Genomic DNA, 15,886 nt, shown 5'->3' with positions numbered 1-15,886 from the left:
TTTTGGATCAATCTCCACTCCATTACGGAACCCGTGCAACGCCCACTGCAAAGTCGGTTTCAAAAAATCGGTTGTTCAAGAGAGTGTCTTCAATATCGAACAGCATCTGGAGCAAAGCCATCGAACGCGGGTCTGTTTCTACGAAATTACCCGCAATCCCATGCAAGGCGAACTGCAATATATTGCCACCACAGGGATTGAAAGCATGTTCGACAAAATAATCAGATAGCACCCTGCGTATGTCTTGTGACCGAATTGCCTCTGACGGATCGACCTTGATTACTTCTGCCGGCTCGGGAAGTTGCACGTTGAACTGTACCTTGCCGAAGTGTTCCAGCTGAAATGAGCGGCGATACTCTGGAGGCAAAAGGCGGAAAGCACTTTCGACAACCTCCCGTTGGCGCCCTGGAAAAGCAAAATGATTGGCTCCTACATATTCATTATAGAACACCCAGCCCCCCGGCTTTAAGGCGTTGCGAACCAACCCACAAACCGACTCGAGTTCCTTGATGTGATGCAACGACCCATTAAACCAGACGGCATCGTAAGTATTTTTCTCCAACGGCGTTTTTTGGACGTCCTGTACGTGATACTTAATATTGGAAGCGCCAATTAAATTCGCCTCTTTCCGGGCAATATCAATAGCACCGGGCGCAATATCAATTGCATCACACTCGGAAAAGGCATTGAGTCGGAAAAGGTCCCGCTCCAGAGTACCGCTGCCACAACCGATGCTCAACATCCTGATCGGGGATATCGAACGATCTAGGAATTCACCAAGGCAATATTGCACCCACCAGCGATGATCGGTCCCTCCACAGGCCAGCCGCTGAAAGCGCTGCTGAACAGCCGGCACAGCAAGCCAGTAGACCTGGGGCGAAAAGGCATCGGAACTCGCCACATTCTTGGACCAATGGTCGGCGGTGATCTCACTATCGGATCTCATTCTGGCCTTCCTGGCTGGCGGTTGTGCGTGTGCGGCTTCCAGGCACCCCATTTGCTTTCGAAGTAAGCTTGGTTTCGGTCCCAGATGGCCTGATATTCACCCGTCTCGATCAGTTTTCCAAACGATGCTTGGCCATAATGATGGATAAAGGCATCTTCAGCACATACTGTTCGATAACCGGCCGCGTGCATTCTCCGACTGTAATCATCATCCTCGAACATTCCGAGACCGAACATCTCGTCCAGGTCCCCGATTTCATTGAAAACATGGCGCCGCATCGCCACACAAAACATTGCCAGCATCGAGATGTCGAAATGGCGGCCGGCATGCGCGACGGTATATCCAGAAGCGAATTCATGCATCTGCTCCAGATTAATATAGCTTGTATTGATCTTTGCTTCGTTACCGATTGAATTGGTCACTGGTCCCACCATGCCAATTTTCTCATCCTCCAAATGACGGAGCATTGCCTCCAGCCAGTCGCCTGTGACCACCGTATCATTATTGAGCAACACGATATATTCGCCCTCGGCCAACGTAATTCCCTGGTTGTTTGCCGCCGCAAAGCCTCTATTGCTCTTGTTGATAAGCACCTTCACCATCGCATACCGGCTCTGAATTTCATGGAGCATGGCTCCGGTACCATCGGAAGAAGCATTATCAACAATGATCAATTCATAGTTGGGATATGTAGTCCAGGAAACAACGCTCTCAATACATTGCCTGGTAAGTTCAGCATTATTGAAGCTCACTATTACAATCGAGCATTTTCCGTACAACCCCTTGATGGCCTCCTGGGTTGCGATATAGCGATGCCGCCAATCATTTTCCCTGGCCAACTCCTTTCTTCGTTCAACCAGTACGAAATCTATTTCGGCCAACGCGATTTCTATTTTTGCAAGAAAATCCTCGAACTCAGTGGCAAAATATACATAATCTTGGTATATTGCCATCTCTTCAAGTGGCACACTCACCACCGGCTTCCCGGCGCTCATGAATTCGTAGAATTTCACTGGATCCACCGCATGCGTCACTTTGTTCAACTTGAATGGGATCAGGCATACATCAAAGCCGTGAAGATAGCGCGGCATGTCCTCATAAGGCTTTCGGCCCGTAAGGTGCACGTTGGACATCCGGTCAAGGCCCGCCAGATCTTTTACAAAGCGATCCCCGACCAATACAAAATTCCAGCTTGGGCGTTTTTCTGCCAGGAAATGTAACAAAGAAAAATCAATCCAGGGAGCCAAGGCGCCGTAGAACCCAATGATGGGCTTCTTTAGATGGGCAAGCAGATTGTTTTCAGTACATCGATCAAAAAAGAAATCATAGTCCACAGCATTTCGCACGAGCAGACAATCTATTCCTTGGTCCATCCATTTTTTCTTTAAAACAGATGCAGTTACCGTAACCAGATCTGCGCTGCGAACCAGTACCTCTTCTTCTTTGATAAGTTGCTCGCCGATATCAGGGAAGTCAGCCCATTCGTCCATGCAGTCGTATTGAACGCGCCATGACCGGGACTTCTGTAAGTCGAGGGCCAACCCGGTCCAGTAAGAAAGATGGACCACGACCAGAGCGGCTCTTATCTTTGCATCCAGCGCCAGCCGGGAAAATGATTCGTTCCCAGCCTTAAGATTGGTAGCTGACATCTTTACGGAATAGAAATCTTCATATTCACTGAAAGCCAGACATACCTCGAATATCCTCTCGGCAACCTGCCTCAACTCGTAGGGAGCCCTCCTTTCAGGCATTCCCGAGCGTACGATATAAAACACACGATGACCATGAGCGGCAAACTGAGACATCATCTGCTGCGGTCTTTGATACCGGGCAGACCATTCGATGTTGGCAAAACAGACAATATCAATTTTATCGTTGCATTTTTCGCCAACGAGGGGCACAGCTAGCGGCCGGAGAAGCGGAACTTCCTGGAATTGATTGCGCAGTGATTCTGCATGGAGTCTTCTTTTGAGGCGCCTTGGCAAAAGCAGATTTCCGAGCGTACGGGCAATCGGCGAGCGGTCGGCCAGCAGATACATCAAATCGATCAGCAGATATTTGAGACTTTTGCGACGCCACTCCAGCGCCATCTTTGCAGCTTCTGCTTCTTTTTTCAGCCAATCAATGGCGATGTCTCGGGACGCAATCGTCTCCCTGCTGGTAATCAACTCTTGCTCAAGTTGAGTAATGGCCTGCCGCATCACTGCCATTTCGCCGCAGGAAGGGCATTGATGCGGGCCTTCGGGGTCCCCGATGGCATTCCCGTGAGCTGGGGTGGGCAGTAGGTTTTCCGATTCGTCTGATTCTGGCTTCATAAGAAAATAGTATGAATCTGCTTCAAGCTGACAGGCCTTGCAACCAGCGCCACGCCCTGCGCAAGGGGGCCGTCGTTTTCCAGGACATGGATTGGTGCAACTCCAGCAGTTGGGTTTCAAGATCGAGCGATCTGCGCGTTACCTCCGACAACTGCGCTTTTGCTTCACCAAGCGAATCCTCGCAGCCTATCAAACGAGCCTTCAGATCCCGCAGATGGTCGGCGGATTCCGGATCGCCTGCTCCTGCCTGCCGTTGCCCATGCTCCAGAATGCCAGGCAGCGACATCAAAAAAGCACTCGTCGCGGTCGTGGAGTCCGTCTTGCCCGCTCGAACCACAGCGGCAACATGATTCCAGTAGTTTTCCAGCATGTCATTAGCCTCGACCACCACATCCGACGGTTCTTTGCGGCCCATTCGTTGGGACAACCATTGGGGATCGTCGCAGCCTTCAGGCGGCAACGGATGCACGGTGTCGTATTTGGCTAGCGCCGTGAACTTTCCTTGGGAGAGATCGCTGGAGCTGAATACCGGAACACCACAGGACAGTGCAGTAATCGCAAGGTGATAGCTGTGTCCCGCGACTGCTTCGGATCCGCCTATCAGCGATGCCAGCACCATCGGAGATGGCCATGCGCTGAGACAAAACGTCCCCTGCAGCTCGCTGTCAATGAACGATTCGTGATCACAAAGCACCGGCCCGAGACGGAGCAGAAGCACGCTGAGATTGGGCAACTCCGTACGAAATTTCTTCAAGTAATCGGTAAGCCGCTCGAGATTCTGGGTCGCCTGAATCACGAGATATGGGGCTTTCAGGCCCAGAGCGTCGCGAATCGCAGCCGCCTCATCGGTCGCGGCATGGGATTTCAAACAGCGCCCGATTGAAAAGGCGGTATCAGGCATCACATGCACGCGCTGCGGCTCAACAAATGGCCTGAGTGCGGTCTTCGACGGTTCGTCTCTCACCGCGATATGAGCGCTGGAATCAAGCGCAAGAGAAAGCAGCGGGTGGCTCCAATCTGGAATCTCGTTGCAATGCATGCCCGGAGCATTCCATATGACAGGCACACCATGCTGCGCACCCACCAATGCCGGCGCCAGCCAATATCCCGTGGGATGGTGAATCCACGTTGCCGGTGGCCCATATCCCGGAGCGATGAATTTGTCAAAACGGACAATGAACCCGCCGCCAATCAGGATTGCATCAAGATCACTGGCCATGCGAGGCAATTCCGCCAGTGACTCCACACCATATGGCCAATCCTCCGAGGATTTTGCGTGATAGGAAAATGGGGTGAGTTCAACGCTTCCCAGCCTGCGGGACAACTCCAGTTCTGCAATGATCGGGAAAAGCAGATCACCATAATTCTCTACATCAAACGTGCCAAAGATGCCAATGCGCCAAGAGCGTTGGTTCTTCATTGCATTGGAATCAGTTGCATTCATTTATAGGGTTATAAAAACTGGGCGCTCGCACTTTCAGTCCCATTTGATTATTCATGCCAGAGAAATTCTGAAAATCTAGCGGGCTCCACAGCGAGCCAGCTCCATTTTTTTAGTTGCATGCGCATTTTCCAGAATCTTCAACGTGGCCAGTCCTGCCCGCTCCCATGAAAAACCACGGGAATGCTGGAGTGCATGCGCACCAAGTTCCCGTCTCAATTCCTCATTGGTGACGAGCTTGGTAAGACCTTCGGCAATGGAATCCACGCTAAGGGGATCTACAAGAACACCGCCTTGCCCTACCACCTCTGGAAACGCTGAGGACATGGAGGCCAGCACCGGAGTTCCAAACGACATTGCCTCGGCTGCCGGCAAACAGAAGCCTTCCAGGAGAGAAGGCGCGGCCAAGCATTGCGCATGACAGTACAACGTCGACAGAATCTGATCGTCAACGTTATCCAGGACAAGCACCTTGCCCGCAATCCCCAAGGCTGCAATGTCACTTTTGACAGAGTTTTGTCCCCAGCTCGCGCCCCCCACCAATACTAAAAGTATTTCAGTGTCGCTACGCTTGATCACCTGTTGGAAAGCCTGCAGCAATCTTGCCAAATTCTTTCGTGGCTCGAAACTACCCACAAAGAGTACATAGGGCATTTCAATGCCAAAGGTCTTTAAATGGGTGATCGGCAAGGGGGATGGCATATGCGCCCCACCTTCGGTTGCGATGGACACTTTTTTCCAGACTGTCTCATCAAAATGAAGCCTGATGTCTTCCGCCGTCGATTCAGAAATCGCAATGATCTGTTGGGTGGAGGCAAGGCTTCTGGGCATCAGCACGCGGTCAAGGTGATACGTGACGCGACGCATCGTTTCTGGTTGCTTCAACCAGCACAAATCATGAACAGTTACAGTGGTGGCTGTTTTTCGCGGCAAGAACCATGGCAGCCTGTGCGCAGGACTCCAGTAAACATCAGGTCTATCAATACTCCCCCAAATGACTTGGGAGCAAAACAAACTGGCGATGCGGCCGGCATCCCGAGGTAAATAATCAGACCGACAAGTCACATTTGGCAGATGAGCATAATTCCCTGACGGGCACGCCCTACCATAAAGCAACCAATGATGCCGACCCTCGCTCTGCTCTATCATGATTGGCAGCAGGCATTTGATGTACCTCGCGATGCCTGAACCAGGTACCTCAAGCATGCTGATGTCAACGGCTATACGCATCAATACCTTCCCTTTTCCTTGTTTTTCATGCTGCTCTCTATACGACCGGCATTTTCATGCGGCCCTATACACTCATCGATCACGCCCTTATAGTGAAAGGCTCTTTTACCCCAAGCAAACTCTGCAATGGTGTTTTCATCACGCAGAAACATTGATTGCAATGCCCCGCTTGTCCATCGCGCATGAATTTCGCGGAGGATGCGTTCGATGGAATCTGCCTGGTTCTGGACAACCCATCCTGCCCGGACGCGCATGATCAGTGCGCCGGCCTCGTCCATTGGGGTATTGGCAATATGCAAGATAGGTGAACCTATACCGAGATACTCATAAATTTTTCCTGGAACTTGAAACGGCTGGCTGTTGCCCACGCTAAGCAGCACATCGGAATTCTGCTGCGCGGAAATGCACGTGCCATGATCGACTATCCCGTGAAATTTGACCCCTGGAATGCCATCGAAAAGTGCTTGGTATGCAGCGTGATTTCCATAAAATGTGACTGAAATATCCAGATCACGAATCGACCGCAGCGCCCTTGCAAACTCGACAGGAGAACGGAAGTCTGCATAAAAATTCCCGGTATAAACAAGATGCAGGGACTTGGAATGATGGCTATTTTCTACACGTCCGCTATTTCGACTGGGAAATCCCTGTGCGATGCAGGTGAATTTATTGTCGGCGTCTTGTAATCCGTGGCGCCTTTTCAGGAGATCGACAACAGCCATCGTCGTTACCACTATAGCGTCGGCACGGGCAATAACTTTTGCTTCAAAGACTAGATCGATGCGCTGGCGCCAGCGCGGCGTATAGGGCGCAACTACAGGATCAGCGAGGTCGACGATAAGCGGAATTCGAGTGATCCGTTTGGCCAAGAGACCCAACAGAAGGTCTACGCCGGGCTCGTGCGACGCCACTACCGCGCTGTACCGGGTTGTTCGGAGCAACTGAATCAAACGCAAGGACGCGCTGGGTGCCCATTCGGTACGTAAGTCTGGAAATATAATCTGATCGAGTACCCGGCGCCCCCACCGGTGCATTTTTAACCAGACCGAATCGCCACCCAGCGGCCCCACCGCGCCACCACCTCGTCCCCACCTGGATAAATGTAAATAGGCTTTTTGAGAAAAACCGACATATGGACCAGGCCAGACCCGATGGACGGTAACCCCAGGCGCAAAATCCTCATGAAAAGGGGGCAGCGCAGGCATGTCCGAGCAAAGCACATGCACTTCCACACCGAGCTTTGCCAGTTCATTCGAAAGATAGAACCATCGTAGTGATTGGGCTGCGATGATGGGGGGAAACTCATAGGCAATCAGAAGAATGCGCATAACTGTTTTTTCTCAATGCCTTATGCAATATATCCACGATTTTTTCTGATGCCCTGCCATCGCCGTAAGGGGAATTGCCCCGTGAAAACGATTTGTACACAGTATCATCATCAAGCAGTTGCAGCGATGAATTGACGATGGATTCAAAATCATGCCCCACCAATTTGGTAACGCCGGCTTCTAAGCCCTCAGGCCTTTCGGTTTCATTGCGCAACACGAGCACCGGCTTACGCAAAGATGGGGCCTCCTCCTGGACCCCCCCTGAGTCAGTGAGTATAAAAAACGAAGATTTCATGGCCGCGATGAAATCAATATAGTCAAGCGGGGGGGTCAAACGAATCCGTGAATGATTTGAAAGATACGAGTACGCCGCATCCTTTATAGCTGGGTTAGGATGAACAGGGAAGAGAATAAATACATCGTCCCTCACGTCAGCCAGATATCGCGCCGCCCGGCATATTTCAGAAAATGGCTGCCCGATGTTTTCCCGTCTGTGCGCGGTAAACAATATCATTTTACAGTTCGCGAATTCTGGAAGCACGAAGGGCGGACAACGATCTGCGGTATAAAGCAAGGCATCCACTATCGTATTGCCCGTCACGTAGATGGTATCGGCAGATTTCCCTTCGGCGACGAGATTTTTTTTAGCAATATTAGTCGGTGCAAAATGCCATTGCGCCAGGTTTCCAACCAGTACGCGATTCATTTCCTCGGGAAATGGATTTTTATAGTCTCTCGTTCGCAAGCCCGCCTCCACGTGAGCAAAGGGAATGCGAAGATAGAACGCAGCGAGTGCGGCAACCGTGACTGACGTTGTATCACCTTGTCCAATCACGATATCAGGCTTTTCAGCCTGAAAGCAACGATCCAGTTCACCAAGCAATCGGATGGTCAGTTTTGCCAGGCTCTGATTTGGCTCCATGACGTCGCAAATAAAATCCGGAGTCAGCGAAAAATGCGACAGCATTTTTTCGACCAAGACAGGGTGTTGCCCTGTCGAAACAATCCGTACCGATGCCCAATGGGTGTTGCGCAGCGCAATAATCAGTGGAGCCATTTTGATGGCTTCCGGCCGGGTACCCACTACACAAATGATATTTATCCGGCTAGATGATTGCATTGCAAAGGAATAGAGTTGGGACAAAAATGGTACGCCCGTTGATTGCTTGGTTGGCTTCGTTCTATTCTGGGCCAGTCACAATTTGTTCAGTCTCGGGATTTCGGTGAATGACGCTTTGCGCAACACAAGGTGCAGACCAGCGCTTCAGGCCACATCGCCGTGGCCCCCATCGTACGCCCGCGCCTTTTCGATTGAAGCGTCGGGCCATTGGATCCATAGCAGGTACGCGTGCATGAGAGCTTGACCTGAATCACAGGAGCACACCGCGACGCATGTTTTCCGGAGACCCCAGCGAGCGCTGCGTTTGCCCCATGTCGGCGCTGCGCCATGGGCTTCGTGCGCGATAGCCGGACCCGGCGGACTCTGGCGCACTGCAAGCGATGGCTGGACCACGGCAACTTTTTGCATGGCGCCCCTGCATCTTGCGCTTACCATGCGCCCCTGATTTCCATCAAGGAGCACCCTCCCATGAGCATGAAAAAGCGCAACTTCGTCGCCGCCGGCATGGGCCTGGCAGGCCTGTGGACTGCCACGGGCAGCAGCCACGCCGCCACGCCGGCCAAGGCCCCCAGCGGCCCCACGCTGCTCACCATCAGCGGCGCCATCACCCAGTCCAACCGCGGCGCGCTGGACACCACCATCGACCAGATGATGGGCAAACACGGCATCCAGTTTGACAAGGCCTTCGCGCTGGACGCCGCCGCCCTGGCGCGCATGCCCGCCGTCACCATCAAGCCCACGCTCGAATACGACAGCAAGCCCCACACGCTCAAGGGCCCCCTGCTCACCACCGTGCTGGCCGCCGCCGGTGTGGCAGCGGGCAGCCCCGTGCAACTGGGCCTGCGTGCGGTGGACGGCTACAACGTCAACATCAGCATGGCCGACGCCCAGGCCTACCGCATGATCGTCGCCACCCACATCGACGGCCAGCCCATGGCCCTGGGCGGCTTGGGCCCCCAGTGGGCCGTGTACGACGCCGACGTGCTGCCCGCCTTCAAGGACAAGCCCGTGAAGGACCGCTTTGGCCTGTGCCCCTGGGGGCTGTACCACATTGAGGTGAAGAAGGCCTGAGCGGACGCGTGTCATTTCCCACCTGCTTCAACTGCCGCGCCAGCGTCCCGCCAGGTACATCCAGGTGCCTCAGATGCGGCCGGTGGGCAGGCGGCAGTCCTTCCGCGTCGCGAGATGACCTCAGCCCCAGGGAAGCGGGCTGGGGTCTGCCTCCCTATGTTCTGGAAAGCGCTTCATTTCGCTGGACGTCGCTGCTGGCCCCTTTGTGGGTGCCGCCTTTGGTGATGATCTGGCTTGGGGCCCCTCCCCCGGCAGTGGCCGCCATACTGGCTCTGTTCATCTTCATCCCCGGGCTGTATGTCATCACCAACCTGCCACGCTACTCGCGGTGGGCCAAACTGGTCGCCTCGCTGGGCTATGTGGCGCTGTCTGGCCCCTTGGGTCTAGCTTGCCTGGTTTGGATGGACCGCTTGCTGCAAAAAGCGTAACCCTTGCCTTGCGCGGATTTCGCTCTCATTTGTATAGCTGCCAGCGCATGATCCACTAGCGCTACAGCCATATTTCACCCCAAATCAGCCCCGGCGGCGCCCCATGCGCACCGCCAGCGCCGCCAGCGACCCCACCGTGGCCAAGCCCACCACCCCCAGCCAGCCCCACTGCGCCAGCGCCAGGCTGCCCAGAGCAGCCCCGGCCGACATGCCGATGAACATGCCGGTGAACAGCAGCGCATTGAGCCGGCTGCGCGCTGCGGGGTCAATGCCGTACACGATGGTCTGGTGCGCCACCAGCGTGGCCTGCACGCCAAAGTCAAAGCCAATGGCACTGGCCACGATCAAACCCAGTTGGGCCTGCGCAGGCAGCAGCGGTGCCAGCGCCATCACCGCAAACGACGCGGCAGCCAGCCCGGCGCCATAGCGCGTCACCACCTCGGGCCCGCGCTTGTCGGCCAGGCGCCCGGCCAGTGGCGCTGCCAGTGCCCCTGCAGCCCCGGCCAGGCCAAACGCACCCGCAGCCGCCGTACCCAGCTGAAACTGGCTGTGCAGCATCACCGCCAGCGTGGACCAGAACGCGCTGAAGCCCACGGCCAGCAGCCCCTGCGCCCAGGCGGCGCGGCGCAACGCACTGTGCTGGCGCCACAAGGCCACCATCGAGCCGATCAGCGCGCCGTAGCCCAGCTGCGTGGTGGGCGCAAACCGCGGCAGCCCACGCCACACGGCCACCGTCAGCAGCGCAATCGCCACGGCCGCCGCCACATACACCGTGCGCCAGCCCCACTGCTGCGCTACAAAGCCGCTGACTACGCGCGACAGCAAAATGCCCAGCAACAGCCCCGTCATCACCGTGCCCACCATGCGCCCGCGCTGCGCCGCCGGGGCCAGCGTGGCGGCGGCGGGCACTACGTCTTGCGCCACCGTGGCCGCCAGGCCCACGGCCAGGCTGGCCGCCAGCAGCGCGCCCATGCCGGGCGCCAGGCCGCTCAGCAGCAGCGCCAGCATCAGCGCGATGGACTTGATGACGATGATGCGGCGCCGGTCAAACCGGTCGCCCAGCGGCGCCAGCAGCAAGATGCCCAGCGCATAGCCCAGCTGCGTGAGCGTGGGCACCAGCCCCACCACGCGGCTGTCGGCCTGCATGTCGGGCCCCAGCACGCCCAGCATGGGCTGGCTGTAGTACAGCGACGCCACGCTGAGCCCCGCCGTGGTCGCCAGCAGCAATAAGAGCGGCGCACTCACCGCCCCCTCCGCAGGCGACGCCACCGGGGCAAGCCCCACTGCGCCGCTTGCATGCACGTTTTGAATGGAAGACATCACAACACCATTGGTTAGAAAGGAATGGTGCGATTGTTCTAGCACGCCGCAGCGCTGGGTAGTAGGCTGAATTGCAGATTCGTTATACGCTTGGCGTATGACCAACACCCTGCCAGCCTTGCAACCCGGCGCCGACCGCATCGAGCTGATGCAGACCTTTGTCCGCATCGTCGAGGCCGGCAGCCTGTCTGCCGCCGCCCAGCAACTGGGCACCAGCCAGCCCACCGTGAGCCGCCGCCTGCAGGCGCTGGAGCGCAGCCTGGGCATCAAGCTGTTGCAGCGCTCCACCCATGTGATGAAGCTGACGGAAGACGGCGACCGCTGCTTTGCCCACGCCAAGGCCCTGCTGGAAGACTGGCGCGCCATGGAGGACGACCTGCGCGGCACGGCCGACACCCCGCGCGGCACCCTGCGTGTGCTGGCGCCGCACGCCTTTGGGCAAGACCAGTTCATCGCCCCGCTGATGGCCTACCTGCGCTGCTACCCCGAGGTGGATGTGGAATGGATGCTGCACGACCGCCGCCCCAACTTCATCGCCGAAGGCATCGACTGCGCCATTCAGGTCGGTGCGGTGGACGACCCCAGCGTGGTCGCGGTGCGCCTGGCCGAAGTGCCCCGCATCGTGCTGGCCGCCCCCGCCCTCATGGCCGGGCGCCCCACGCCCCAGCACGCGCAAGACCTGCAGCCCCTGCCCTGGCTGGCCCTGAGCACCTTCTACCGCCGCGAGGTCACGCTGAACCAAGAGCCCGGCGGCGAGGCCCACACGTTTGGCATCACGCCCCGTTTGGCCACCGACAGCCTGTACGCCCTGCGCAGCGCCGCCCTGGCCGGGCTGGGGGCGTGCATTTCATCGGCGTGGATCGTGGACAACGATGTGCGGCAGGGGAAGCTGCTGCACCTGGTGCCCACTTGGCACGCGGCGCCGCTGCCGGTGTACCTGGTGTACCCGTATGCGCGGTTTTATCCGGCTAGGTTGCGGTTGTTCTTGGAGGCGATGCGGGGGGCGATGCCGGGGTTGGTGGGGATGCGGGCGGTGGGGAGTTGAGCGCAATCGGCCTGCGAAAGACTGCGCTGATATGGTGGAATCCTGTCACCTACAAGGGGGATTTTGATGACTGACCAAGAACACAAAGAATGGTTGATGCGTTACCTTGAGGACATGGAAAGATTCTCCCGAGAACGGTTGTCTGCCTCCGCAGATCTAATTGCGAAGTTCACGGCTCTCGCCGCATCCAAGGGCGTGAATCTCAGCACGGATTCATTCGAGTACATCCAGACCACCGGCATCGTCGCAAAGGCACAGGGCATTGCAAAGGCGCTCTTGGGGCCGATAAAGATCGAGCGCGACGGATTACTTTCGTTCAAAGAGATCGCGAGCCGATTCCCTCCCAGCACCTATTCCGAAGGGTGCTTTGCGGGACCTGACTTTATTTTGATGGCCCATCCCTGTTACCGGCGTGGAATGCACCCGGTCAACAATTGGGCACCGAGGTTTATAGACTTATTCTGGCGGTTCGATGAACCCGGTGTAGAAAAGTACATTGCCCTCGATGAAGACCGAGTCCGGATCGACGTTGACGGCTTGGGCTATTTCGAAGCTGACACTTGGTACGGGGCCCCCTTCGATCAGGACATACGAAACATCAAGCCCGGAATCGCCAAGCTGCGCCCACCCCTGGACATTGAATCTCGAGCTGCCTCCTACCTCTTTGCCAACACCTACTGCCTTGACATCAAGTGGAGTGAGTCGGACGGCATCAAGTCGTTCCAGGCCCTGGAAATCAAGACAGAGGACATCCGTATCGAGATCGGTGGGCAGCATTACTTCCCAGCCCGCTACCTGCATGCCGAGTTCGACATTGCTGCCAATTGTTTTAGACACTTCGATGGCGCGATTCAGCTTTTCACGAACGAAGAATATCTACATAGGCGCGACTCCGACTTCAATATGACGTTGAAGAACCCAGCGCATATAAAAGCCAGATCGAGCAAGGTATTCAAAATCAATGGCCCGCTGAAAACTGCAAGCTGGGTCGAATTTTGTTGTCACTTCTACACCGCTAACCCACTTACTTTCGAATACTTCAGTGGTGAATACCCGCGACATGTCACTGAGTCCCTTGAAAGAATCAGGAGCAATGCAGCGCAACACACAAACGGACCTGCCTGACCGCTTTCGGTGAAGGCTGCAAGCGGCGACGACCTCGCCACCGCCGCCAACTCTGCAACGCACTACGCCGGCATCCTGCCCTAAATCGCAAGCCGCCCAACACGCTCAGCAGCCACCGCCACATGACGCAGCAACTCAACGTTGCAAGCGTCAAAACCCACGCTGAATCCTTGTTCATCCTCCAACCGGCGAACAAACACCTGCGCCATCGCAAGCGCCTCTTTCCAAGCCGCCGCGCTGACCTGCTCCCCCACCGTCAATTCAAGCGCCCGCTCCGGCAAACCTCCCCCCGCCGTAGGTGCAAACGCCATGGGCGTCATGTCATACGCAGGGGCCAGCTCGTAAGGCCTGCGCCCCTCAGACAAGCACGACAGATTGCCGCTGTGCATGTCGGTGTTGCCGATCAGCGTGCCAAAGGCCCACAGCAGGCAGGCCGTGTCCAAGGCCTGGGGGGTGATGACGCCTTCCTTCCACAACGCCCTGGCAATCACCGGCCAGTTGCCGCCGCTGCCGACAAACTCGGCGTCCAGCGCGGCGAAGGAATGCAGCGCCCTGCGTCCGCGCGCACCCAGCCGGTCAAACCGCTGCACCTCCAGAAACCGTTGGGTGCCGTGCATCCAGGTCACTGACTGCGCGGCAGCCACGCCGTGGTCGCGCAGCACCTGCAGGGCGATGTGTTCGGCCAGCAGCAGGTCGCGCCAGCGGGCGCTGACGGGGGTGTCGAGTTCTGCGGTGAACTTGACCATTACGTGCGCGGCGGTGCCATCGGCTTGTTCTGCATAGGCGGTGAACTTGGGCTGCTCGCCAGCGGCTGAGGAGCCCGCCACTTCGCCGCGCGCGGCCAGGTCGGCCAACCGGGCGTAGGTGGGCAGCTTTTGCGCAGCTGCAATGGGCACCGGGTCGGGCGCGTTAACGAACTGGTCGCGCGCGGCGGGGCCGATGAGCAGGTTGCCGGGCATGTCGTCGCCCTGGTCCAGGATGGCGCGCAGCACGTGGGTGTCGCTCCAGTCGCCCAGCCGCTCGGGCAAGCCCAGGCGCTGGCCGTGCCGCTGGCAGTAGGCGCGCCCCAGGTAGCCCTGCGGGCGCATGTCAAAAATCCACCAGGGCAAGCCGTCGCTGTGCAGCCGGGCCCCGCCCGCTTCGACCATCACAAAGCCCTGGGGGCACACCGGGATCAAGGTGCCCAGGGTTTCCAGCGCGCCCTGGGGGTTGACGCGGTACACGGTGGCTTCCAGATCGGAGCGCAGCGGATCGCGGAGCGTGTATTGAATAGATCTGGCGGCGCCAAAAGGCACCACCTCGTCACCCAGCGCGCTGAGCGCCCGGGAGACGGTGGGCTGGCTGACCTGCAGCGCCTGGGCCAGCGCCTGTGCCTTGGCAGGGCCGGGGCGCAGCAGGGGGCGGATGGCGTTGGCGTAGGTCTGGGCGGCGGAGGGCATGCCCTAAGGATACGCCGTTTGAATTGAAAATTGAATAGATAAAAGAATAGATAAAACGGGCTGAATGGACGTATCGAGATCGCCCGACTACGCCGGCAACCGCACCGCAGCCTCCCGCAACGCCTCGGCAAACGCCATGGCCGCCGGCTTTTGCTGCGTGCCCCGGCGGTAGGCCAGGTACAGGTCCAGATGCACCACAGGTTCGCGCAGCATGGCGACGTCCAGGCCCTGGCGCAGGCATTCTTCCAGTGCGAACGAGGGCACGATGGCGCTGCCACGGCCTGCGCGCACCATGCCGATGAGGGTGCCGATCAGGTTCATGCGAGGGCGCTCCTGGTGGGCCAAGCCCAGGCGGGAGAGCTGCTTTTCAATCACCACCTGGATGGGGTTGCCCGACGGCAGGCTGACCAGGGGCACGTCTTTGAGGCGGCTCCAGGGCTGGCTGTCGGACAGCTGGCCGCTGGTGTGCGCCGCATCGGGCGGGCTGATGCGCATGAGGCGGAACTTGCACAAGGGCTGGCGCGACAGCCCCACGGCGGGTTTGACGAAGAAGCCAAAGCCGATGTCGGCCTCGCCGTCGAGCACACGCTGGCGCACGGTGCCTACCTCAACGTCGCTGAGCTGCACCTGCACGCCGGGGTGGCTTTGCGCAAAGCCGCGAATCACCTCGGGCAGCAGGCTGGCCGAGATCATGGGGGTGGCCGCCACCAGCAGGCGCGAGCGCACAGCGGCCTCGTTGCCGTCCAGCACGGCGCCCAGGGCGCGCAGCTCGCCCACCACGCGCTCGGCCACGGGCTGCAGGCGGCGCCCGGCGTCGGTCAGCGTGATCGACCGGGTGGTGCGGTCAAACAGGCGGGCGCCCACCTGGTCCTCCAGCTCCTTGACCAGCATGCTCATGCCCGAGGGCGACAGGTGCACCTGCTCGGCCGCCTTGGCAAAGCTTTGCAGGCGCGTGACCTCCAGAAAAGCGTGGAGCTGGCGGGTGCTGACATTCATCAGCTTTGATGAAGAATTCATCAGAATTTTCCGTTTGATCAATGTCAAGAGTGTCGTTGTAATTGTCCTGTAACGCCCTTTC

At 57.6% G+C, this 15,886-nt stretch carries 12 protein-coding genes; 3 read left to right on the top strand and 9 right to left on the bottom strand.

Going from position 1 to position 15,886, the window contains the following annotated elements:
* Positions 1-22: 22 nt before the first annotated feature.
* From ASD75_RS07375 to wecB, 6 genes are all read right to left on the bottom strand, one after another.
* Positions 23-946 carry a bifunctional 2-polyprenyl-6-hydroxyphenol methylase/3-demethylubiquinol 3-O-methyltransferase UbiG gene (locus tag ASD75_RS07375; protein ID WP_056744376.1) on the bottom strand — a complete coding sequence of 308 codons (924 nt, stop codon included), beginning with the start codon at positions 944-946 and terminating at the stop codon, positions 23-25.
* Positions 943-3,261, bottom strand: coding sequence for a glycosyltransferase (locus tag ASD75_RS07370; RefSeq protein WP_082564934.1), 2,319 nt, complete (start codon positions 3,259-3,261; stop codon positions 943-945). The genes ASD75_RS07375 and ASD75_RS07370 overlap by 4 nt, the downstream gene beginning before the upstream one ends.
* 22 nt (positions 3,262-3,283) lie before the next feature.
* Positions 3,284-4,705 carry a polysaccharide pyruvyl transferase family protein gene (locus ASD75_RS07365; protein WP_082564933.1) on the bottom strand — a complete coding sequence of 474 codons (1,422 nt, stop codon included), beginning with the start codon at positions 4,703-4,705 and terminating at the stop codon, positions 3,284-3,286.
* Positions 4,706-4,780: 75 nt separating this feature from the next.
* On the bottom strand, positions 4,781-5,587 hold the full coding sequence (locus ASD75_RS07360; protein WP_235511563.1) for a glycosyltransferase family 1 protein: 807 nt from the start codon (positions 5,585-5,587) through the stop codon (positions 4,781-4,783).
* 344 nt (positions 5,588-5,931) lie between these two features.
* On the bottom strand, positions 5,932-7,260 hold the full coding sequence (locus tag ASD75_RS23225) for a glycosyltransferase (protein WP_082564931.1): 1,329 nt from the start codon (positions 7,258-7,260) through the stop codon (positions 5,932-5,934).
* Positions 7,235-8,380, bottom strand: a complete 1,146-nt coding sequence (gene wecB / locus ASD75_RS23220) for a non-hydrolyzing UDP-N-acetylglucosamine 2-epimerase (protein ID WP_082564967.1) — start codon at positions 8,378-8,380, stop codon at positions 7,235-7,237. Before wecB ends, ASD75_RS23225 begins: the two co-directional genes overlap by 26 nt.
* 474 nt (positions 8,381-8,854) lie before the next feature.
* On the opposite strand from wecB, the gene ASD75_RS07350 reads away from it, so the two are divergent.
* On the top strand, positions 8,855-9,451 hold the full coding sequence (locus ASD75_RS07350) for a hypothetical protein (protein ID WP_056745116.1): 597 nt from the start codon (positions 8,855-8,857) through the stop codon (positions 9,449-9,451).
* A 512-nt stretch (positions 9,452-9,963) separates the two neighbouring features.
* Here ASD75_RS07350 and ASD75_RS07340 read toward each other — a convergent pair.
* A complete protein-coding gene (locus ASD75_RS07340) occupies positions 9,964-11,199 on the bottom strand; it encodes an MFS transporter (protein WP_156400961.1) in 1,236 nt (411 codons plus the stop codon).
* A 97-nt stretch (positions 11,200-11,296) separates the two neighbouring features.
* On the opposite strand from ASD75_RS07340, the gene ASD75_RS07335 reads away from it, so the two are divergent.
* Together ASD75_RS07335 and ASD75_RS07330 are read left to right on the top strand one after the other, a co-directional pair.
* The gene (locus ASD75_RS07335; protein WP_056744361.1) at positions 11,297-12,244 is read left to right on the top strand and encodes a LysR family transcriptional regulator; all 948 of its coding nucleotides are present in this window, start codon (positions 11,297-11,299) and stop codon (positions 12,242-12,244) included.
* A gap of 66 nt (positions 12,245-12,310) precedes the next feature.
* Positions 12,311-13,369, top strand: a complete 1,059-nt coding sequence (locus tag ASD75_RS07330; protein WP_056744359.1) for a hypothetical protein — start codon at positions 12,311-12,313, stop codon at positions 13,367-13,369.
* An 80-nt stretch (positions 13,370-13,449) separates the two neighbouring features.
* On the opposite strand, the gene yjjJ is transcribed toward ASD75_RS07330, so the two are convergent.
* Both yjjJ and ASD75_RS07320 read right to left on the bottom strand, forming a co-directional pair.
* Positions 13,450-14,808: a type II toxin-antitoxin system HipA family toxin YjjJ gene (gene yjjJ / locus ASD75_RS07325; protein WP_056744357.1), complete on the bottom strand. Its 1,359-nt coding sequence runs from the start codon at positions 14,806-14,808 to the stop codon at positions 13,450-13,452.
* A gap of 87 nt (positions 14,809-14,895) precedes the next feature.
* Positions 14,896-15,825 (bottom strand): LysR family transcriptional regulator, encoded by a 930-nt coding sequence (locus tag ASD75_RS07320; protein WP_235511562.1) that lies wholly within the window; start codon positions 15,823-15,825, stop codon positions 14,896-14,898.
* Positions 15,826-15,886 lie beyond the last annotated feature (61 nt).

The organism is Acidovorax sp. Root568 (genome assembly GCF_001427445.1).
Taxonomy (GTDB): domain Bacteria; phylum Pseudomonadota; class Gammaproteobacteria; order Burkholderiales; family Burkholderiaceae_C; genus Acidovorax; species Acidovorax delafieldii.
This window is presented reverse-complemented; position numbering and strand designations above follow the sequence as displayed.